The organism is Halalkalibacter sp. HAAS-P013, assembly GCF_056619925.1.
This window is the reverse complement of sequence record NZ_JBWQTU010000005.1, coordinates 159,020-180,885: the sequence shown is the minus strand read 5'-3', so window position 1 is coordinate 180,885 and position 21,866 is coordinate 159,020. Positions and strand designations below refer to the sequence as shown.

Below are 21,866 nucleotides of genomic sequence, written 5' to 3'. Positions count from 1 at the left end.
CTATCCTTGTATAGTATATTGAAACCAGCAAACAAAATATGATAGATTGCAAGCGTCAATATTATGAAACTTTTAGCAAGTTTCTGTGAAAAAAATCTGACAAATTTATTGTACTCCCATCAGATAACATCGTCAAGAAAACGTATACAACTCTTTTTAGTTTCTAAGAGAGAAAAAAGCCCTGTACGAAGGGCTTTTCAACGAAAATAACAATATTTCCAATTTATCTACTAAATTTACCCGATAATAATTCTTTCTGTCGGATATTTAAAGTGCGTTTTCGTTTCACGTTTACGAATAGAGAATAGAAAGGCGATTAATCCGACTCGACCAATAAACATAAGAACCATTAAGACAAATTGGCTCGGGAAAGACAAATCTGGGGTAATTCCCATTGATAATCCACATGTTCCAAACGCTGAGGCCGTTTCAAAAATAATAGACATAAGGGTAATATTATTTTTTGCTTCAAATGCTGAAATTAATGTCACAGCTGCAAATAACAAGAGAAGAAACACGGACAAGACAATAAACGCCTTCTGACGGTCTTCAGGATGAATTTCTCTCCCAAATACCTTCACATCATCTTTTCCTAATGCAAAGCTTCGAATCGTTAAGAACATAACCGCAACTGTTGTGGTACGAATGCCGCCTCCCACACTAGAAGGACTCGCTCCAATAATCATGAGACCTGAAATAAAAAGCAATGTCCCTATATTTAACTCGGACACATCCATAATCGATAGTCCACCGCTTCTAGCTGTCGCTGAGTTAAAGATCGAATAAAACAATTGTTGATGCCATTGTAATCCAACATAATAAAAACCACTTTCGAGTGCCCAAATTCCAATGATGCCTATTACAAATACTGCAAAATATGTTGTTGTTGTAATTTTTGTAAACAAGCTAAATTTAAAATTGTTGTTCTTTCTAGAGAAGTATTCCTTTAATTCAAGCAAGACCGGAAACCCGATTGCACCAGCAAAAATAAGTAAGATAACGACAAATTGAACGTAGTAATCATTGGCAAACGGGATAAGAGATTCGCCTGTAACATCAAAACCTGCATTTGTAAAAGCACTTAATGATGCGAATGCCCCTTGATAATACGCTTCACCCACCGTATCAAAGTAGCGAATAAAATATGTACCTAGAATTAATGCGCCTATGAATTCGATGATAAGGGCAACGAATAAAATTCCCCTCATTAAATTGACTAACCCAGAAAACGTATTTTGATTTTGGTCAACCATAATTAACATTCGTTGTGCAAAGTTAATTTTTCGTCCAAATAACATCCAGACAAAGGTTCCCATTGTCATAATTCCAATTCCACCAAGTTGAATAGCAAGCGCTAAAAAGATGATTCCTATATAACTGTATGTTTCAGGTACATTAACGACTGTTAAACCTGTGACACTAACTGCACTAACTGAAGTAAAAAGAGCTTCTGAATAAGTAACATTGACTCCAGGTTGATGCGATACTGGCAAGTAAAGCAAAATACTAAACACAAACATCGCAATAATGTAGGCTATAATAATAATCCTAAATGGTGATAAAAATTGATTCAACCCTGATTTCATTTATAATGTACCTCCGATTTATTCGCGGTTAAGTATACCATTTAAAGAGGTGAAAGAAAAAGGGCGGGGTTCCCTTTTTCTTTCACCTCTAAGCGCTGAGCGTAGCCGCCGTTATGTTTTAAGTCTAAAGGAGTGGGCTTCTCCTTTGGACGCACGGCGAGGAAGCCAACGCCACTTCTTCGCTCTTTTTTTTCAAAAAGGGCGGGGTTCCCTTTTTCTTTCTTCTCTCCTACTTACGTTATGTATTCCAGATTTTTCTTGTACCCAACAACGACATCGTTTATGATCAAAAAGGAAATATATTTTAAAGAAATTTGACCGATAGTATACATAGACGATCGACAAACTGCCTGATCATTTTCGGCTTCAGAGTACGGAGAGGAGCATGTTTTTATGGAAGTTCAAACAGATCAATTTGGATATGACCTTATTCGAAATGACGTTCTACAAGACCTATTAGGTAAAGATCATGATGCAATTTTATATTGGATTGGAAGGTCGCTCGCAAGAAAATATCCAGTTTCTACAGTTGAAGATGCCATCCTTTTTTTCAAAAAAGCTAATTGGGGCAACCTTACGAAACTAAAAGAAAAAAAGCAATTGCAAGTCTTCGAATTAAAAGCAACTTGGATGAACAATAATGATGAGCGGTGCTATCAGTTAGAGACTGGTTTTCTAGCTCAACAAGTTGAGATGTGGTTTGAATGTATTAGCGGAGCTACTTACTCAAAAACGAAAGATAGTGTCCTTATTACCGTTGAAACAGATAAACGAGATTCGATTCAACAAAAAAAGTGAAGCTAACAGTTGGCTTCACTTTTTTTATTTTGTTATACAGTAACAATAGCTTCTTCGACTTCTTCTGCAAGCTGGAATTCTTCATGCAACATTTCTACAGCTAAGACCATATCTATCTCTTGGACAACGACAGACACTTTAATTTCTGATGTGCTGACCATTTTTACAAAAATATCATTTTTAGCTAAAACATCAAACATTTTTGCTGCAACACCTGGATTTGAAACCATTCCAGAACCCACGATAGAAACCTTCGCTAGTTCTTCTTCAAACGTTACATCCTCAAATTGCAATTCACCTTGAGCTTCCTGCAAAATAGCAAGAGTTCCTTTTAATGAGCTTTGTGTAATAGTAAAAGAGATATTTACATGTTCGTCATCGTATTGATTTTGAATAATAATATCGACATTAACATGATTTTCTGACAATGTAGTAAATAGTTTCGATAATGTGTCTAGACGATTAGGTAAACCTTTTACCGTTACTTTAGTCACATCATTCTCGAATGCAATTCCTCGGACGATTAAATTTTGTTCCATCGTTACTTCCTCCTCTATCATGGTTCCTACTGTTTCTTCCATACTGGATGCAACCATTAATGGTACATCATAATTTTTCGCAAACTCAACCGCTCGTGGATGTAATACTCCAGCTCCAAGATTAGCCATTTCAAGCATTTCATCATAGGAAATAGAGTGTAACTTTCTCGCTTTCTTCACGTAACGCGGATCCGTCGTAAAGACACCTGTTACATCTGTATAAATTTCGCAACGACTGGCCTTAAGAGAGGCTGCAAGTGCCACGGCTGTTGTATCAGAACCCCCGCGACCAAGAGTTGTAATTTCACCGCCCTCACTGATTCCTTGGAACCCCGCAACAATGACAACCTTGCCCTTAGCTAGCTCTGCTTCAATTCGCTCATTATTAATTGATTCAATCCGTGCATTACCATGGCTAGCTTCCGTTTGCATACCTGCCTGCCAGCCTGTTAATGAGGTTGCCTCGATTCCCCGAGCTTGTAATGCCATTGAAAGCAAAGAGATCGTTACTTGTTCTCCAGTTGTTAGTAACATGTCCATTTCCCTTTTACTTGGCGAATCTGTAATCTGGTTAGCTAAAGATACTAATTCATCTGTAGACTTCCCCATTGCCGATACAACAACGACAAGCTCATCTCCAGCTAATACCGCGCGCTCTACTCTCGAAGCGACATGTTGAATCCTTTCCACTGAACCTACTGATGTTCCGCCATATTTCTGTACAATTCTAGCCATAATCCGATTCCTCTCCTTGTTCCTCACGTTGTGCTGGAATGCAAAAAAGCAACAATAAGGAAAACCCCTCACTGTTGCATGTATACCTGTCCGGTACCACACTGCTCCCTGTTCTCTCGTGAGATAGTTCTCCACATACCACTTGGGTCTAGGTATGTGACAGCCCTATGCTTCTTAAACATAGGTCCAGCACTAGAAAGATGAGTCTTTCTTGCACTTCGGCGAATTCCCCTTTCACCCTTCTTCAATGAGTCTCATTACTCTCGGAAAGCTTACTATTGGTTTTCGCTCCTCTACCAATCACTTCGTTTGAAGTGTGGCATATTCAATTGATTAACATTCTAGCAAAAGTTCAATATAATCGCAACAAATTATTTATCATTTCCATTTAATGTTTCAACGATGGTTTGGGCTACCTTCTCTGGAATCGATAGCTTTCTTAACTCATCGACACTCGCTTCTTTCAACTTTTTCACCGATCCAAAATGCTTTAAAAGCTGGCGCTTTCGTTTCTCTCCTACCCCAGGGATATCATCTAGTTCCGATTTAAAGAACGTCTTTGAACGAGTTTGCCGATGAAAGGAAATAGCAAAACGGTGAACTTCATCTTGAATTCGTTGTAACAAATAAAATTCATGGCTGTCTCGCTTAAGCGGAACAATAACAGGAGGGTCCCCCATTAGCAATTGAGATGTTCGATGCTTTTCATCTTTTACTAAACCACAAACAGGAATGGATAGCCCAAGCTCGTCTACGATTACTTCTTGAGTAACAGCAATTTGGCCTTTTCCTCCATCAATCACGATTAAGTCTGGCATGGGAAGAGACTCTTTTAAGATGCGGACATACCTCCTGCGAATCACCTCACGCATCGAACCATAATCATCTGGCCCTTCAACCGATTTAATTTTATATTTTCTATAGTCTTTTCGGTTTGGCTTTCCATCTACAAAGCAAACCATTGCTGAAACAGGATCTGTTCCTTGAATATTAGAGTTATCGAACGCTTCAATACGATAAGGAGTCTCGATGCCCATTGCTTCTCCTAATCGATCGACCGCTTTTATCGTTCTTTCTTCATCACGTTCAATTAATGAGAATTTATCCTTGAGAGCAATAGCCGCATTTTGATTAGCAAGGTCCAGTAGCTCTTTTTTCTTCCCTCGTTTCGGATGATGAATTTTCACTTCTAACAGCTGTTCCATCAACTCTTTGTCTACCTCATCAGGAAGTAAAATCTCAGCAGGTTTTATATGCTCTTTTTTCATATAGAATTGTCCGATGAACGTCATTAAATCTTCAGGTGCCTCTTTATAGAAAGGAAAAATAGACACATCCCGTTCAATTAGCTTTCCTTGACGAATAAAGAACACTTGAACACACATCCATCCTTTATCATAAGCAAAGCCAAAGACATCGCGGTCAACGAGGTCGCCAATCATCATTTTTTGTTTTTCAATGACGGTATCCATATGGGCAAGCGTATCACGGATTTCTTTTGCACGTTCAAAATCCATGTCTTCTGCTGCTTTCATCATTTTCTCTGTGAGCTGACCTTTAATTTCATCATGGCCAGAGCGAAGAAATTTCGTAATATCTTGTACCATCGCTTGATTTTGCTCTTTTGTTACCTCTGACACACACGGAGCAAGACATTGTCCAATATGATAGTATAAACAAACTTTATCAGGAAGCGTCCGGCATTTTCTCAATGGATAAAGTCGATCCAGTAGCTTCTTTGTTTCATTTGCCGCTCCGGCATTTGGATAAGGGCCAAAATACTTCCCCCCATCTTTTTTCACTTGGCGAGTCGTAATCAACCTCGGATGCTCTTCATTTGTAATTTTAAGATAAGGATAAGATTTATCATCTTTTAACATGACATTATATTTCGGGTCATGTTTTTTAATTAAATTCATTTCTAGGATTAATGCTTCAATATTTGATGAAGTTACAATATATTCGAAGTCAGCAATCTCACTTACAAGACGCTGTGTTTTCCCATCGTGTGAACCAGTAAAATATGATCGAACTCTATTCTTTAGTACTTTTGCTTTTCCAACATAAATAATCGTACCTTGCCGATCCTTCATTAAATAACAGCCAGGCTGATCAGGAAGAATCAATAATTTTTCTTTAATTTGACTCATCGTATTCCACCTCACCTTCTATTGTTCGCTAGAAGGCAAACAAATGCAAGTTAGAAAAACTGGAATTAACCGAACTGTTTTAGAAAAAGAAAAAGTGACCCCTTTATCCGTTTTCGAATAATAGAGTCACTCTAAACTTTATAGATGTTTATTTAGAAGCTCAGCTAAAGCTTCTTTCGGTTGAAACCCAACTACTTGATCCACAACTTCTCCATCTTTGAAAACAAGAAGTGTCGGGATGCTCATGACGCTGTATTTTCCAGCTGTCTCTTGGTTCTCATCCACATCAACCTTAGCAATTTTTACTTTATCGCCCATTTCAGAATCTAGTTCTTCAAGGACTGGAGCAATCATCTTACAAGGTCCGCACCATGGTGCCCAGAAGTCTGCAAGAACAACTCCTTCACTTGTTTCAGAAGCAAATGTTTGATCTGTTACGTTTACGATCGCCATATTAAAATCCTCCTTTTTTCCTTCACATGATAACTTCAGCACAATTATACCAAACACTTCCACTGCTGGCGAATTTATTGCTCACCCTTATTGTTTCCTGACTTTATCCCTTTTGATTCCCGTACTTTTTATATTGTATCGATTTCAGGAATCACTCCCCCTTCTGTAACAAATAAAAAAGACGAAAATCAAAACGATTTTACGTCTTTTTCCACAACTAGCCAATTCCTTCAAACATTCTTACCTTAGCTTTTCACTAATACGTTCTTTAATTCTTCTGTTAAGATCGGTACTATTTCAAACAAATCACCAACAATGCCGTAATCTGCTATTTCGAAAATAGGAGCTTCGCGATCTTTATTAATCGCTACGATTACTTTGGAGTTTGACATCCCTGCAAGGTGTTGAATGGCTCCTGATATACCGATCGCAAAGTATAAATCAGGTGTGACGACTTTTCCTGTTTGCCCAATTTGCAGACCGTAATCGCAGTAGTCTGCATCACAAGCCCCACGGGAAGCTCCAACAGCTCCACCTAATAGATCAGCTAGCTCTTGAAGTGGTTCGAAACCTTCTTTGCTCTTTACCCCTCTGCCTCCTGCCACAACTACGTTTGCTTCAGAAAGGTCTACACCACCTGTAGCTTTTCGCACTACATCTTTAATGGATGTACGTAGATCTTTGATTTCTACTGTAAGATTGGAGACATCCGCTTTTCGTGTAGGATCCGGCTCAAGTGCAGCAATGTTATTCGGTCGAATCGTTGCAAAGACTACACCTTCCTTTACTTTCTTCTTTTCAAAAGCCTTTCCTGAATAAATCGGGCGCGTAAAAACAACATCTTCTCCATCAAGTTCAACCGAAACAGCATCTGAAACAAGGCCCGCACGTAACTTCATTGCAAGACGTGGCGAAACATCCTTGCCAATTGATGTGTGACCAAGAATAACTCCTTCTGGATTTTCAACGTCAAACACTTGCAACAACGCTTGCTGATAAGCATCTGTTGAATAGCTTACCAAATCAGCCTGATCAACAACGACAACGCGATCAACCCCGTATTGAGCCATCTTCTCCGATAAACCGCTTACATTTCCCCCTAAAAGAACACCTACCACTTCTCCTCCATTGGCAACTGTTTTTCCTGTGGCTATTGCTTCAAACGAGACGTTGCGCAACTCTCCATCCCTAACTTCTCCAATGACAAGTACTTTTTTCGCCATATTGATTCCTCCTATTTATATGACTTTCGCTTCAGATTTAAGTAATGATACAAGTTCTTTTACTTGAGCAGCAGAATCCCCTTCAAGGATTTTCCCTGCTTGCTTTTCTGGTGGTAAGAAGATTTCGACCGTTGTTGTTTTCGCTTCAACACTTTCTTCATCCAGGTCAAGGTCATTTAAATCAAGTGTTTCTAATGGCTTTTTCTTTGCCTTCATAATCCCTGGTAATGAAGGATACCTCGGCTCATTTAGTCCTTGTTGCGCTGTAACAAGAACAGGGAGTGATACCTCAATCGTTTCGTCGTCTCCTTCAACATCTCTGACAATTGTTGCTGTTTCACCAGCTACCGTTAACTTTGTGATCGTCGTTACTTGTGGAATGCCTAAAATTTCTGCCACTCTTGGACCGACTTGACCAGATCCTCCATCTACAGCAACATTTCCACCTAAAATAATATCAGGCTCTTGATCTTTTAAATAAGCTGCGAGTAGAGTAGCTGTTGTAAATTGGTCTAATTCATCCAATTCCTCACTGTCAATTAAAACAGCTTTATCAGCCCCCATTGCGAGTGCAGTTCGTAATTCTTTTTCCGACTCTTCTTCACCAACAGTGACAACTGTCACTTCTCCACCATGTTCATCCCGCAAGACAATCGCTTCTTCAATGGCGTATTCATCGTATGGATTAATGATAAATTCAGCTCCGCTATCATCAATCTGACCACCACTAATAGTAATTTTTTCCTCAGTATCGAATGTGCGTTTCATCAAAACAAAAATATTCATTTTCGTCCCTCCTAATATTCTTATAAGATTACTAGTTTTAAAAGGTTGAAATCATCATTGTTATTATTCTATTGATTAATACCACTAAATCATGATTACTTCTTGTTTTTATTAAAGATTGGTTTGCGCTTTTCCATGAAAGCGTTAATCCCTTCTTTCGCATCATCCGTTTTAAATATTTGACCAAATAACTCAGCTTCACGAATCGACCCTTTTTCTTGTTCATGGGGTTGATTATACAACAAGAGCTCTAAAGTCATTTTGACTGCTATTTTGCTTTTTGCTGCTATTTTACTGGCTAGTTTTTGAGCTTCATCTAAAAGAGTCTCTTCTGGAAATGTTGCATTCACAAGTCCTATCTGTTTTGCCTCAAGACCAGATATAGGATCACTTGTTAACAGCATCTCACAAGCTTTCGCTGTACCAACAAAGCGGGGAAGCCGCTGACTCCCAGAAAACCCAGGTATTAGACCAAGTTGTAATTCAGGCAGCCCTAATTTGGCATCCTCTGTTGATAATCGAATGTGACAAGCCATAGCAAGTTCCAATCCCCCTCCTAATGCAGCACCATGAATAACAGCAATAATTGGTTTAGAGAATTGTTCCATTCTGTCAAATAATTGTTGACCACATCTTGCATGTTTTTCATGGTCTGCCTTGTCTGTTACTTGCGTAAACTCTTTAATGTCTGCACCAGCAGCGAAGAACCGTCCCTCTCCATTAATAAGAAGAACGTTTACTTCCTCCTTTGCTTCAAGTTCTGTCAAAACTTGATCAAGTTCTTCCAAGACAGCTCTTGACAAAGCATTTGCTGGTGGCCTTTGTAATGTAATTGTAGCAATCCGATTACTAATATTTACTTTTAAAAACTCCACATTCTCACTCCTATCATGAAGGTTTCGAACGAAGTCCGCAGAGTAGCATTTTGTGAATTGGAACAGCTAACCTGCTTAAATCATACTTGCATTCTTTCATTACCCAATTTGTCACAACCTCATCAATGGTTCCAAATATCATTTGCCTTGCTAATCGATTATCCAAGCCTTCAGGAAAAAATCCGTTTGACTTTCCTTCTGTTAATAATTCATCTACTAACAATAAATACCCTTTTAAAATATCGTTAATTTTCAAGCGAAGATCTGTATTGGATTGACGTAATTCAAGTTGCGTAACTATCGCCAAATGATGATCTTGTTCTAGTTGTTCTAAATGTTTTGTAATTAGTAGTAAAAACTTATCTTCAATTGATAAATCTTCTGTAATCTGGTTACGGATAATCTGTACAAAATTACCCATTTTTTCCTCAAATAGTGATGTAAGTATATCTTCTTTATTTTCGAAATATAAATAAATAGTTCCGTCTGCTACACCAGCTTCTTTCGCAATTTTTGAAACTTGAGCTTGATGATAGCCGTGATTTGCAATTACTTTTACTGCTGCATCTATTATCTGGTTATATTTAGGTCCTTTTTTCTTTCCCACTGTTGTCTCTCCTTTGCTATGAATGAATGTTCATTCATATATCTTATTTTAGTGAAAAAGAAAATTAATGTCAACGATATCCTTATTTTTTCGATCATATTAATTTGTTTTTTCTTTCCCTAGCTTTAGCTTTTCTTCGTCTATTAATACTCGTTTTAATACTCTGCCAACCAGCGACAACAAAGTATACGAAAACAGCCTTTTATTTTGAATAATCTTCAAGATTTGTTTTGGATCAAACTTTGGCACAATGTGCAGCTCATTTCCCATTGACAAGGTAAGATGATCAGGGAAACGATGGCCTGCTCCTCCTCATTCTATATTCATCCTCTCTCCTCCATTGTAATGAATGTTCATTCATTTTTAAATAGATTTTCAGTGATTTTTTTATTTTTTCTTGCCTCGTTGATGATTTACCTTTTGAAATTCGCTTTTTAAAAAAAGTATTAGGGTTATCCCAAAAAGAAGAAAAACGACCTTTTGGAATAACCCCTTCTAGATAGAAAAGTAAAATATACAAAATTTCCCTATTTCTTACTCATTACTTGCTTTTTGTTCTTCTGCAAGCTTTTCTTTTTCTTCTTCTACAAGAACACGTCGCAAAATCTTCCCTATTAATGTCTTCGGTAATTCATCTCTAAACTCATAATATTTCGGTACTTTATAGGCTGCCAGATGCTTTCTACAAAATTGCTCTAACTCTTTTTCTGTAAGACTTCTTCCTTCTTTTAAAACAACAAATATTTTTACAGTTTCTCCGCGATACTCATCAGGAACACCAATCACAACAGCCTCCTGTATCGCTTCATGTTCATAAAGAACTTCTTCAATTTCTCTTGGATATATATTGAATCCACCAGCGATGATCATATCCTTTTTACGGTCAACGATATAGAAATAACCATCTTCATCCATATAACCCATATCACCAGTTAAAAACCAATCGTCTTTAAATACTTGTGCAGTTTCTTCTGAACGGTTCCAATATCCTTTCATCACTTGTGGTCCACGAACAGCAATTTCTCCAACCTCTCCAACCTCGCATGATTCCCCTGTTTCTGCTGAAATAACTGTCACATCCGTATCTGGCCAAGGAATGCCTATACTTCCAGATTTCCTTTTTCCCCAAATTGGATTTGCCACTGCTACTGGAGATGTTTCTGTGAGTCCATAGCCTTCTACAAGTTTTCCTCCTGTTAATGTTTCAAATTTTTGTTGCACTTCTAACGGGAGTGGAGCTGCCCCACTTAAACAAGCTTTTATTGATGATAGATCATAATCTTTAATTGTTGGATCATTAATTAACGCGACATACATTGTCGGCGCGCCTGGAAATAGGGTTATTTTTTGTTTTTCTATTGTTTTTAACACATCTTTCAGGTCAAACTTTGGAAGTATAACCGTTGTAAATCCATTCATAATGCTCAGGTTCATACTAACGGTCATTCCATACACATGGAAAAATGGCAATACAGCCAACATTTTTTCTTTACCTGGTGTTGTCTTGTATATCCAATGAATACATTGCATTGTATTTACTACTAAATTCTGATGAGTAAGCATAACTCCTTTTGCCGGTCCTGTTGTTCCACCTGTATATTGGAGGAGTGCTAAGTCCTCAACAGGGTCCATTTCTATAGTAATTTCTTTGGTTGTGCCGGCTTTTAGAAATGGTTTAAATTCGATTGTATTTGAATTATAGACAACCTCTACTTTTATGCCTGTATTTTTCTTTTGAACGAAGGGATAGAGTACGTTTTTAGGGAAAGGAAGATAGTCTTTAATACTTGTAACAATGACATATTCTAAATTGGTTTTTGAACGCACCTTTTGAACACGTGGAAAAACGAGATCTAGACAAATGATTACTTTTGCCCCAGAATCAATAAGCTGATGTTCCAGCTCTCTTTCAACATAGAGCGGATTGGTTTGAACGACAACTGCCCCAATCATAAGAGCACCGTAATAACTGATGACTCCTTGTGGACAATTCGCAAGCATGATAGCTACTCGATCTCCTTTTTTCACTCCAAGTGATAGCAATTGATTAGAAAATTTCTTTGATTCTTCATATAACTCTTTGTAAGTTATATCCTTCCCAAGAAAATGCAAAGCATTATGATTTGGGAATTTCTCAGTCGCTCGCCTCAAATAGTCATGCAAGCAACTTTCATCATACGAAATTGAGTGGGGTACCTCTTCAGGATAGCTTTGTAACCAAACCTTATCCATTGTCGTCAACACTATCTCCTCCTTGACATATTGTATTATACTCCTTTCTCATCGTTCATTCTCCTCTTCTCTATTCTATTGCAAACGCTTACAATTTTATATATATTTTTGTAATTTTCTATAAATATTTTTCGACTTTTTCTGTTGTTTACGTAACAACACTCATCTTTCATCAGGGTTAAATGAATAAAAGAAAAACAGGCTTATTTACATGATTATAAACAAGCCTGCTTTCACAGCTTAAGGAGCAAAAAAGAGCATAAATATAATCCCTGCTACGATGAATGCACCACAACTAACATATAAAATTTTCATTAAAAGCTCCACATGTATGACTCCTTTATCTAGCAATAATACTCGCTCCGATGACATATGACAATCCAATTGAAATTACCATAGCAATAAAGCCAACGGCCCGATTATCACGTTTTATTTCTTCGTCTACTTTAAAGCCTGGTGTTAAAAACTCAAACACAAAGTAACTTACAAGTAATAAGAAGAAACCTAAAACGCCCCAAGCGAGCATCATTAACATTGAATCAGAATATCCAATGGAATGTCTAAATATATTAGCCACCCCAAAAATTTTGCCTCCTGTCGCTAAGGCAACGGCAATATTTCCATTTTTGATCTCATCCCAGTTTCGATATTTCGTTACTGTTTCAAAAATCGTTAAAAACAGAATCAAGGCAAGAAGAGAGACGCTATAGTATGCTACTGTTCGCATCCATTCATTTTCAAGTAGTACGTCCATATCAATCGCCTCTTTTACTTCAATTCAACGACCGTATTTCCAAGGCCGCCTTCGTTCATTCCACCATCTCGTTCTCCTTTTACGTGGGGGTGTTTTTTAAGGAGCTGCTTTACACCTTTGCGGAGTGCGCCGCTTCCTTTTCCGTGAATAATCGAGACTTGATGGTATCCGGCTAATAATGCATCATCAATATATTTTTCAACACGAAGCATCGCATCTTCAAACCTCTCGCCACGAAGATCTAACTCTGCTTTCACGTGAGATTCTCCCCCTCTTATCATTGCAAGAGGTTTCGTTTCTACTTGCTTCGGACGATCTAATAACTGGAGATCATCTTTTTTCACTTTCATCTTCATAATCCCCATTTGGACTTGAAATTCATTGTCACTAATTTTTTCTACAACAAAACCTTTTTGTCCAAAACTAAGAACCTTTACTTCATCTCCAGGCTGAATGTTCTGTTTCGCTTTTGCTGCATCTTTTTTTATTTTCTTTTGTTTTGACGTTAATTTTGGCGTTGCCTGTTCAAGATGCTTCTTTGCATCAATGATCTGATGCTCTTTCACAGATAGCCCAGCTTTTTGCATCTCTCTTAATTCACCGATAATAAATTCAGCTTCTTCTTTCGCTTCTTTTACAGCTTTTTCTGCTTTTTCCTCTGCTTCCTTGAAGATGCGCTCTTTTTCTTGCTCTAGTTGATCAAGTTGTTTAATAAGATCTTCACGTAATCTTTCCGCTTCGACACGGAGAGAGTGAGCTTCTTCTCTTTCGGTTTCAGCCGATTTTTGGCTCGTTTCAAGCGAAGTAATCATTTGTTCTATTTGGTTTGTTTCACTATCAATTTGTTCCTTCGCTCTTTCAATCACTCGCTCATCCAAACCTAATCTTCTAGAAATCGCAAATGCATTACTTCTTCCAGGAACTCCAATCAAAAGGCGATACGTAGGTCTTAATGTCTCTACATTAAATTCTACACTAGCATTCATCGCTCCTTCACGATTATATGCATAGCCTTTTAGTTCACTATAATGCGTTGTAGCCACCACACAGGCACCGCGATTATATACATCGTCCAAGATCGAGATAGCCAGTGCTGCCCCTTCTGTTGGGTCTGTACCTGCTCCTAATTCATCGAATAAAACTAGGCTTTGGAAATCAACTTTCCCCAAAATATCTACAATGTTTGTCATATGTGAAGAGAACGTACTCAAGCTTTGTTCGATTGACTGTTCATCCCCAATATCAGCAAAAACTTGTTTAAATACAGCTAGTTCAGATTCTTCTTCTACTGGAACGTGCAATCCGGATTGGGCCATCAGCGTAAGCAAACCAACTGTCTTTAACGTAACTGTTTTTCCTCCTGTATTTGGACCGGTTATAATGAGTGAGCGATATTGGCCACCAAGTTCGACGTCAATCGGCACAACTTCATCTTCATCTAATAAAGGATGGCGTGCCCTTTTCAAATACATATAGCCATCTTCATTTAGCTTCGGCTCTGTTGCTTTAATTTGTTGAGCATAGCGTGCTTTTGCAAAAATAAAATCTAATGCAGCAAGAACCGATAAGTTATGCAAAAGCGGATCAGCCACCTCAGCGACTTGGTTTGAAAGCATCGCTAAAATTCGTTCAATTTCTTGCTTCTCTTTCACTTTCGCCTCTCGCAATTGATTGTTTAACGTAACAATAGCTTGAGGTTCGATAAATAATGTTGCTCCAGAACCAGATTGATCATGAACAATTCCTCCAAACGAACTTCGATATTCCTGTTTCACAGGAATGACAAAACGATCATTTCGAATGGTGACAATCGCATCTGATAACATCTTCTGTGTACTAGAAGACCTTGTAATACTCTCTAATTTAGAGCGAACGGCTGCTTCATAGCTGCGAACTTGCTGCCTAATCGTTCTAAGCTCATGAGTTGCTGAATCAAGAACGTTCCCATTGTCATCTATGCATTGCTTAATTTCACGTTCAACATCAGTTAACGGTTCAATTTGCATAGCATAATCATAAAGCAATGGTAACTCAATTTCTTCTTCTTCCACCATTGTTGTGATAAACTTTTTGAGCCTACGACCTCCATAAATCGTGCTAGCAATGGCAATTAACTCATTTGCTGCGAGAGCCCCTCCGATTTTTGCTCGTTTGGTATTTGCTGCAACATCAGTAATACCACCAAGTGGAGCTTGGCCTTTTAACCTCAAGACTTTTGCCCCTTCAGCTGTTTCATGCTGCCATACACGAATTTCTTCTATATTCGTTGACGGTTGTAATTGATCAATTTTTTGTCTTCCTAAAGAAGATGATACATGATCAAGCAACTGCCTTTTCATTTTTTCAAACTCTAATACTCGTAACACTCGTTCCATAGACGTAACTCCTTCTTAGTCACAGATGGCATAAGTCAATACAAAACAACTCATCCACCCTACCTACTTTTATATAAGAGTACCTTTTAAAGAGAGTCAGGAATTTATACTTTCTACCTGTTAAGAAAAGCTTGTAGTTTTTCTAATGACCATGTATTCATGACGGAATTTGGTTTAAGCATCGCTTTTCTTGCCACTGAAGTACCGTAAGTCATAAGATCAAGGGATTCCTTATTATGAGCATCTGTATTAATGGCTAGAACAACACCTGCTTCTTCCGCCTTCTTCAACCAATATGCTGATAAATCCAATCGATGGGGATTGGCATTTAACTCAAGTGCCGTATTTGTTTCTTTCGCTAATTGTATAAGCATATCGACATCAACATCATAGCCAGCACGTCTACCAAGTAAGCGGCCAGTTGGATGGGCGATTAAATCGACATGTTTATTTTCAAGTGCCGTTTTTAAACGGTTCATAATCGATTCTCGGTCTTGTTGGAACGACGAGTGAATCGCCGCAATGACAAAGTCTACATCAGCCAAGATCTCATCATCATAATCAAGTGTACCATCAGGTAATATATCCATTTCAATTCCTGTTAAAATCCTAAAGTCTTCGTACTCTTCATTTAATTTCTTTATTTTCGCATGCTGTTCTTTTAACCTTTCAACCGTTAGTCCATTTGCAACACGTAAAAATTTAGAGTGATCCGTGATTGCAATATACTCATATCCTTTTGCTCTAGCAGCTTTCACCATATCTTCGATTGAGTGAGCTCCATCACTCCACGTCGTATGCATGTGCAAGTCACTTCGGATATGTTCATCTGAAATGTACGTAGCTGGAGCATTTCTTAGCATCTCTGCTTTTTCTACTTCCCCTTGATCTTCCCTAGCTTCAGGAGGAATAAATGCAAGCTGGAAATGTTCAAAAAACTCTTCTTCTGTAGCGAATGTTTTGATTGCGCCAGTCTCAAGATTTTCGACCCCATACTCACTAATCCGTTCTCCTCGTTGTTTAGCAAGTTGACGCATTTTAACATTATGATTTTTGGACCCTGTAAAGTGATGAAGAGTCGTTGCAAACTCTTCTGGCAGTACTAATCTAAAATCAATCGATATCGGAAATTCATCTGTAATTTCAACAGAGACTTTTGTATCCCCACTTGCAACCGTTTTGCTAATACCGTCTATACTTAAGAGGCTAGCCTTTACTTTTTTGGGCTCATTTGTTGCGATAATAAAATCAAGATCTTTCACCGTTTCACTTAATCTGCGCAAACTTCCTGCACGAGAAAAACGTAATACACCATCCATTTTCTCTAGAGCTCGTTCAACTGCTTGAGCAATTGGTAATACAACAGGAAGTGCCAAACGTTCTGGACGGGTATTTGCCTCTTGTATGGCAAGGAGGATCTTCTCTTCCGTTTTCTTTCCAAATCCAGTGAGCTGCTGAACTTTTTTCTCTTCACATACTTGCTTAAGCGTATCAATACAAACAACATTAAGTTCTTTGTATAGTTTTCCAATCTTTTTGCCACCTAATCCCGGAAGCTTCAGTAGTGATAATAAACCAGAAGGGACCTCTTCTTGTAATTGTTTAAGTAAGGAACATTCCCCAGTATTCTTAAGTTCTGTAATGACCTCAGCTGTTCCTTTACCAATGCCAGTAAGGGAGGCAGGATTGTCTATCTCATCTAACGTACGCTCATCCGACTCCAATGCAAGTGCTGCTTTTCGATAAGCTGATATTTTAAAGGGGTTATCCCCTTTGATCTCTAAATAAGTCGCAATCGTCTCTAAGTAACCAATTACATCTTTCTTGTTCATCTTCATCGTTCCTTTCTTCTATCCTCCATCATACCGATAGTTAGCAGAGAAAATCAACGCATGTACATAAGAAAAGCCGCTCATGCGGCCTTTCCTTATTCGAGTGTACTATCAGGCTTCTGCGAAAGCCTCCCCTTTTTAGATTCTCTTCCCTTTTAAAAAAAGGCACAGAAAAAGGTCGTTTTCACCTTTTCAGTGCCCTTTAAGCAATGAATTTCAAAAAAATACCTTCTATATGTTACAGTTGATTATTTATCCATAACTCTTTCAACCAATTAGAGAGAAAAGGTGTATGATTTAGCATGACTTGAGCAACGATGGAGCGTTGCATCACATCCTGAACAACCTCAATTGGTAATAATGCTACAACAAATAAAACAACAAACAAAATGAGATACGTCTCTACAAAACAAAGGATTCCACCCAATAATTGATTAATAGATCGTAAAATTGGCAAATGCGCAAGAAAATCCAACATAGAACCTAACAAATGCAGGACAATCTTTGTACCAAAGAAAAGAATAGCAAAGGCAATCCCCGAATAATATACACTTTCAGCATCAAACGTATTAATAATCATGCCGACTGTACTATCGGAAGAAAATTGCGGGTATGGGACCCATAAACGGATGTATGAGGCAAATTCTCCAAAGTATGTATAGGCTACAATAAGAGCTACAACAAAACTAATTAAATGAATAATTTGGAGAATGAAACCTCTTCTTCTACCAATAAAGAAACTACAAAATAAGATAAATAGAATAAGAAAGCTAAGCATGTTAATCGTCTCCTGTCGATCTTTCTTCGTTGACTTTTTCGTTTAACATTTCATTTTCCTTCTGTAATTTTAAATAATCATCAACAATATTTACAGCTGTTAATACTGCTAAACGTGTTGTATCAAGATACGGATTACGTTTTTTTATTTCTCTCATTTTCTGATCCACTATATGGGCGACATCTTTTACATGTGCCGGAGGCTCTTCACCGACGACTGTGTACTGTTGACCATATATTGAAACAGTTATCCGTTGCTTTTTCTTTTGCTCTGCCACGGAAAAGCCTCCTATCTATCAGTAAAAATGCAATGTTGAAATTCAGCCATAAAAATACCATCTTCTATCATAACATGAAGGTTCTTTGAAGGAAATACAGTGTTTTCAAAAAATGTGATTTGTTTAGTCATTTTTCTCTCTAATAACCTAAAAGTATTCATAATTACAATAGTACTAATTTATTACTTCTTACGTAAATTAAAAAGGCTGTCGAGCAATTTACTCAACAGCCTCTTTGCTTATCCTCTTAATGTAGCTCCTACATGTTCTTCTAGCATCTTTAATACGCCTGTATGAGCTTTTGTTACTTCTTCATCAGTTAATGTTCTCTCAGGATCAAGATACGTTAATGAGAAGGCAAGTGACTTTTTCCCTTCTTCCATATGTTCGCCTTCATATAAATCAAAAAGTCGAACGTCATGTAACAATTCTCCACCTGCCCAACGAATGACTACTTCTACTTCTCCAGCTGAACGGTGTGTATCTACCACAAGGGCAATATCACGAACCATAGCAGGATATCGTGGCAACGACTTGTAAATAACTGAATTCGTTTCATGCGTTAGCAACGATTCAAGTTCAAGTTCATATACATATGTTTCTTTCAACCCTAATTCCTTCTGTAAGGCTGGATGAACTTGACCTACAAATCCAATTTCTTTTCCGTCCAGCTTAACAAGTGCCGTTCGCCCTGGGTGTAAGTCAGGCAGTTTGGCTTGTTCAAAAACAATTTCCCCAAAGACCCCTAGCTGTAAGAACATCTCTTCGAGGATACCTTTCACAACAAAGAAGTCTACTACCTTTTTCTCTCCTTGCCAATTATGTTCATGCCAAAGCCCAGTTAATGCACCTGCAACCATTTCACGTTCAGTAGGTTGTTTTGTTAATGTCTCTTCATCTGTTAAGAAGATCGAACCAATTTCAAATACATGTACATTTTGATTTTTACGGTTCACGTTATAGCTAAGTACATCAAACAAGTGCGGGATCAAGCTTGTACGCATCGTACTACGGTCCTCACTCATTGGCATTGCTAAACGTACTGGAGTTGTTTGATTCGTTTCAAAAGCAAATCCTTTTGCCTTTTGGGGACTTGTTAATGAATACGTAAGAACTTGAGAGAGTCCAGAACGCTCTAACACGCGGCGGACATGACGTCTCTTTTTCTGATATTCTGTCAAAGCTCCTTGAGTTGTTGCACCAACTGGAAGAGTTGTCGGAATATGATCATATCCATATAATCTTGCTACTTCTTCCATTAAGTCTTCTTCAATTTGAATATCAGCGCGACGAGAAGGGATAGTAACATGTAAGACGTTGCCATCTTGTTCATACGTAAATCCTAATCGTGACATGAACGATGCGGCTTCCTCTATCGTTACATTCATTCCTAAACGATTGTTGACTCTCTCTAGATCAAGTCGAACTGTTGCCATATCATAAGAAAGCATATCTTTTTCAACAACACCAGATACAATTGTACCTCCTGTTAATTCAGCAATAAGAGCGGCTGCTCTTCTACCCGCTGCGAGTACTCGATCTTGGTCAACACCCTTTTCGTATCTTGTACTAGCATCACTTCTTAGTCCTAAATCTCTTGACGCTTTACGAATTGTTGCTCCTTTAAAATAAGCAGCTTCTAAGAGGACCGTCGTTGTCCCTTCATGAACTTCAGATGTTGCCCCACCCATGACACCAGCAATGGCAACAGGCTCTTTGCCATTTGTTATGACAAGATGATCATTCGTAAGCGTCCGCTCTTGATCATCTAGTGTGACAATTTTTTCTCCGTCATAAGCACGACGAACAAGAACTTCTTTGGAGCCAAAGCGGTCATAATCAAATGCATGTAACGGTTGACCGTATTCAAGTAACACATAGTTTGTTACATCAACGACATTACTAATTGGACGGATTCCTGCTGCCATCAGACGATTTTGTAACCACAGTGGTGATGTGCCTACTTTCACGTCTTTAATCATAATCGCACCGTAATAAGGATTATCTTCTGTTGCTTCCACCTCTACATTAATGTAGTCAGAAGCAGATTCATCATTTGTTATAACTTCAATATTAGGAAGTGTCACTTCTCGTTCATATAGAGCTCCCACTTCATAAGCTACACCTAACATATTTAAGCAATCTGAACGATTTGGTGTGAGGTCTAATTCTAATACTTCATCATCCAAGTTAAGTGCGGCAAGAGCGTCACTACCAACTTCAACTTGATCTTGGAAAACATAAATCCCTTCAGAGAATTCCTTTTGGACAAGTTTCCCTTCAATCCCTAGCTCTTGTAAGGAGCAAATCATTCCTTGTGACACTTCTCCGCGTAGTTTTGCTTTTTTAATTTTAAAGTTACCAGGAAGAACTGCTCCTACCTTTGCAACTGCGACATGCTGTCCGGCTGCAACATTCTTTGCTCCACAGACAATTTGTACGAGTTCATCTTCACCAATGTCAACTTGACAAACATTCAATTTATCTGCGTTCGGATGTTGTTCACATTCTTTCACATATCCAACAACTACTCCTGAAATTCCTTTATTTAACTGATGAACAAAATCAATTTCAATCCCGCCACGTGTCATCTTTTCTGCAATCTCACTCGCCGAAAGGTCTTTCACATCAATATAATCTTGTAACCATTTATAAGAAACTAACATATTTTTTCCTCCTTACACCCGTTTGAACTGCGCTAGAAAACGTACATCATTTGTATAAAAATGACGAATGTCATCAATATCATATTTAAGCATTGCTAATCGCTCAACACCCATACCAAAGGCAAATCCACTGTATTTCGTTGAATCAAATCCACTCATTTCCAATACTCGTGGATGAACCATTCCCGCTCCTAACACTTCAATCCAACCAGATTGCTTACATACACGACAGCCTTTTCCACCGCACATTCCACAAGAAACATCTACCTCTACAGAAGGCTCTGTAAATGGGAAGAAACTTGGACGTAAACGGATTTCTTTATCTTCCCCGAAGAATGACTTGGCAAATTGTTCTAATACCCCTTTTAAATCACTCATGCGGACATTCTCATCAACAAACAAACCTTCTATTTGCATAAATTGATGTGAATGAGTTGCATCATCATCATCACGACGGAATACTTTTCCTGGACAAATGACTTTTACTGGGCCTTTTCCTTTATGTAATTCCATCGTTCTCGCTTGAACAGGAGACGTATGTGTTCTCAGTAACAATTCCTCTGTGAAATAAAAGGAATCCTGCATGTCTCGTGCTGGATGGTCTTTTGGTAAGTTCAACGCTTCGAAATTATAGTAATCGACTTCAACTTCCGGACCTTCTGCGACTGAGAAACCAAGTCCTAAAAATGCCTCTTCCACTTCTTCAACTACTTGAGTCAACGGGTGTGTAGAACCACCTTGAACTGGACGTCCAGGTAATGTCACATCAATACTTTCACTTGCAAGTTGCCGTTCAATAGCTGCCGTTTCTAATTCCTTTTCTTTTCTTTCAACTTGTTCTTTGATAGCATCTCGTACATCATTAGCCATCTGGCCAATGACCGGACGCTCTTCTGCTGAGAGTTTCCCCATTCCACGTAAGACCTCTGTGATTGGACCTTTTTTTCCTAAATATGCCACTCTCACATCCTGCAATGCTTTTACATCTTCAGCAACATCTACCTTTGCTAACGCCTCATCACGCAAGGCTTCTAAACGTTCACGCATCATTTTTCCTCCTTCAAAATAACCATTCTCCTTAAAAGGGTAACCTCTAAAAAATATTGGCCAAAATAAAAAGCCTTCGCTCCCGCAAAAGGGACGAAGACTCGTGGTACCACCCTTATTAATGAAGAGGGAATCCCCCTCATTATCTTCATT

General features: G+C 38.3%; 17 protein-coding genes, 1 riboswitch and 1 other annotated feature (1 of these 19 cut by a window edge). Of the genes, 1 reads left to right on the top strand and 16 read right to left on the bottom strand.

Translation table 11 applies throughout. From position 1 onward, the window contains the following. Window positions 1–236: 236 nt before the first annotated feature. A complete protein-coding gene (locus AC1FXP_RS09190; protein WP_480060574.1) occupies window positions 237–1,586 on the bottom strand; it encodes a TrkH family potassium uptake protein in 1,350 nt (449 codons plus the stop codon). A gap of 393 nt (window positions 1,587–1,979) precedes the next feature. Between AC1FXP_RS09190 and AC1FXP_RS09185 the strand changes: the two genes are divergently transcribed. Further along, window positions 1,980–2,384 (top strand): YslB family protein, encoded by a 405-nt coding sequence (locus AC1FXP_RS09185; protein WP_480060572.1) that lies wholly within the window; start codon window positions 1,980–1,982, stop codon window positions 2,382–2,384. A 32-nt stretch (window positions 2,385–2,416) separates the two neighbouring features. Here the strand turns inward: AC1FXP_RS09185 and AC1FXP_RS09180 are convergent, their stop codons facing one another. The 15 genes from AC1FXP_RS09180 to pheS form a co-directional block, all read right to left on the bottom strand. Further along, the gene (locus AC1FXP_RS09180; protein ID WP_480060570.1) at window positions 2,417–3,658 is read right to left on the bottom strand and encodes an aspartate kinase; all 1,242 of its coding nucleotides are present in this window, start codon (window positions 3,656–3,658) and stop codon (window positions 2,417–2,419) included. 116 nt (window positions 3,659–3,774) lie between these two features. Continuing rightward, a riboswitch (Lysine riboswitch) is annotated at window positions 3,775–3,962 on the bottom strand. A 67-nt stretch (window positions 3,963–4,029) separates the two neighbouring features. Continuing rightward, window positions 4,030–5,808, bottom strand: coding sequence for an excinuclease ABC subunit UvrC (uvrC, locus tag AC1FXP_RS09175; RefSeq protein ID WP_480060568.1), 1,779 nt, complete (start codon window positions 5,806–5,808; stop codon window positions 4,030–4,032). A gap of 138 nt (window positions 5,809–5,946) precedes the next feature. Further along, a complete protein-coding gene (trxA, locus tag AC1FXP_RS09170; protein ID WP_480060566.1) occupies window positions 5,947–6,261 on the bottom strand; it encodes a thioredoxin in 315 nt (104 codons plus the stop codon). Window positions 6,262–6,506: 245 nt separating this feature from the next. Beyond that, on the bottom strand, window positions 6,507–7,484 hold the full coding sequence (locus AC1FXP_RS09165; RefSeq protein WP_480060564.1) for an electron transfer flavoprotein subunit alpha/FixB family protein: 978 nt from the start codon (window positions 7,482–7,484) through the stop codon (window positions 6,507–6,509). Between the two features lie 15 nt (window positions 7,485–7,499). Beyond that, on the bottom strand, window positions 7,500–8,270 hold the full coding sequence (locus AC1FXP_RS09160; protein ID WP_480060562.1) for an electron transfer flavoprotein subunit beta/FixA family protein: 771 nt from the start codon (window positions 8,268–8,270) through the stop codon (window positions 7,500–7,502). A 95-nt stretch (window positions 8,271–8,365) separates the two neighbouring features. Continuing rightward, window positions 8,366–9,145 (bottom strand): enoyl-CoA hydratase, encoded by a 780-nt coding sequence (locus tag AC1FXP_RS09155; RefSeq protein WP_480060560.1) that lies wholly within the window; start codon window positions 9,143–9,145, stop codon window positions 8,366–8,368. Window positions 9,146–9,158: 13 nt separating this feature from the next. Beyond that, window positions 9,159–9,752, bottom strand: a complete 594-nt coding sequence (locus AC1FXP_RS09150; RefSeq protein ID WP_480060558.1) for a TetR/AcrR family transcriptional regulator — start codon at window positions 9,750–9,752, stop codon at window positions 9,159–9,161. Between the two features lie 534 nt (window positions 9,753–10,286). Next, window positions 10,287–11,984 (bottom strand): long-chain-fatty-acid--CoA ligase, encoded by a 1,698-nt coding sequence (locus AC1FXP_RS09145; protein ID WP_480060976.1) that lies wholly within the window; start codon window positions 11,982–11,984, stop codon window positions 10,287–10,289. A 340-nt stretch (window positions 11,985–12,324) separates the two neighbouring features. Next, window positions 12,325–12,738 (bottom strand): DUF350 domain-containing protein, encoded by a 414-nt coding sequence (locus tag AC1FXP_RS09140; RefSeq protein ID WP_480060556.1) that lies wholly within the window; start codon window positions 12,736–12,738, stop codon window positions 12,325–12,327. Window positions 12,739–12,752: 14 nt separating this feature from the next. After that, a complete protein-coding gene (locus AC1FXP_RS09135) occupies window positions 12,753–15,113 on the bottom strand; it encodes an endonuclease MutS2 (RefSeq protein WP_480060554.1) in 2,361 nt (786 codons plus the stop codon). Window positions 15,114–15,226: 113 nt separating this feature from the next. Then, window positions 15,227–16,951, bottom strand: coding sequence for a DNA polymerase/3'-5' exonuclease PolX (gene polX, locus AC1FXP_RS09130; protein ID WP_480060552.1), 1,725 nt, complete (start codon window positions 16,949–16,951; stop codon window positions 15,227–15,229). 232 nt (window positions 16,952–17,183) lie between these two features. Next, window positions 17,184–17,723 carry a CvpA family protein gene (locus tag AC1FXP_RS09125; RefSeq protein WP_250098666.1) on the bottom strand — a complete coding sequence of 180 codons (540 nt, stop codon included), beginning with the start codon at window positions 17,721–17,723 and terminating at the stop codon, window positions 17,184–17,186. A 1-nt stretch (window position 17,724) separates the two neighbouring features. Further along, window positions 17,725–18,000, bottom strand: a complete 276-nt coding sequence (zapA, locus tag AC1FXP_RS09120; RefSeq protein ID WP_480060550.1) for a cell division protein ZapA — start codon at window positions 17,998–18,000, stop codon at window positions 17,725–17,727. 239 nt (window positions 18,001–18,239) lie between these two features. Further along, window positions 18,240–20,666 carry a phenylalanine--tRNA ligase subunit beta gene (gene pheT, locus AC1FXP_RS09115; protein WP_480060548.1) on the bottom strand — a complete coding sequence of 809 codons (2,427 nt, stop codon included), beginning with the start codon at window positions 20,664–20,666 and terminating at the stop codon, window positions 18,240–18,242. A gap of 12 nt (window positions 20,667–20,678) precedes the next feature. Then, window positions 20,679–21,713, bottom strand: a complete 1,035-nt coding sequence (pheS, locus tag AC1FXP_RS09110) for a phenylalanine--tRNA ligase subunit alpha (protein ID WP_480060974.1) — start codon at window positions 21,711–21,713, stop codon at window positions 20,679–20,681. An 86-nt stretch (window positions 21,714–21,799) separates the two neighbouring features. Further along, window positions 21,800–21,866: a binding site (T-box leader), on the bottom strand; it runs 164 nt beyond the window's last position.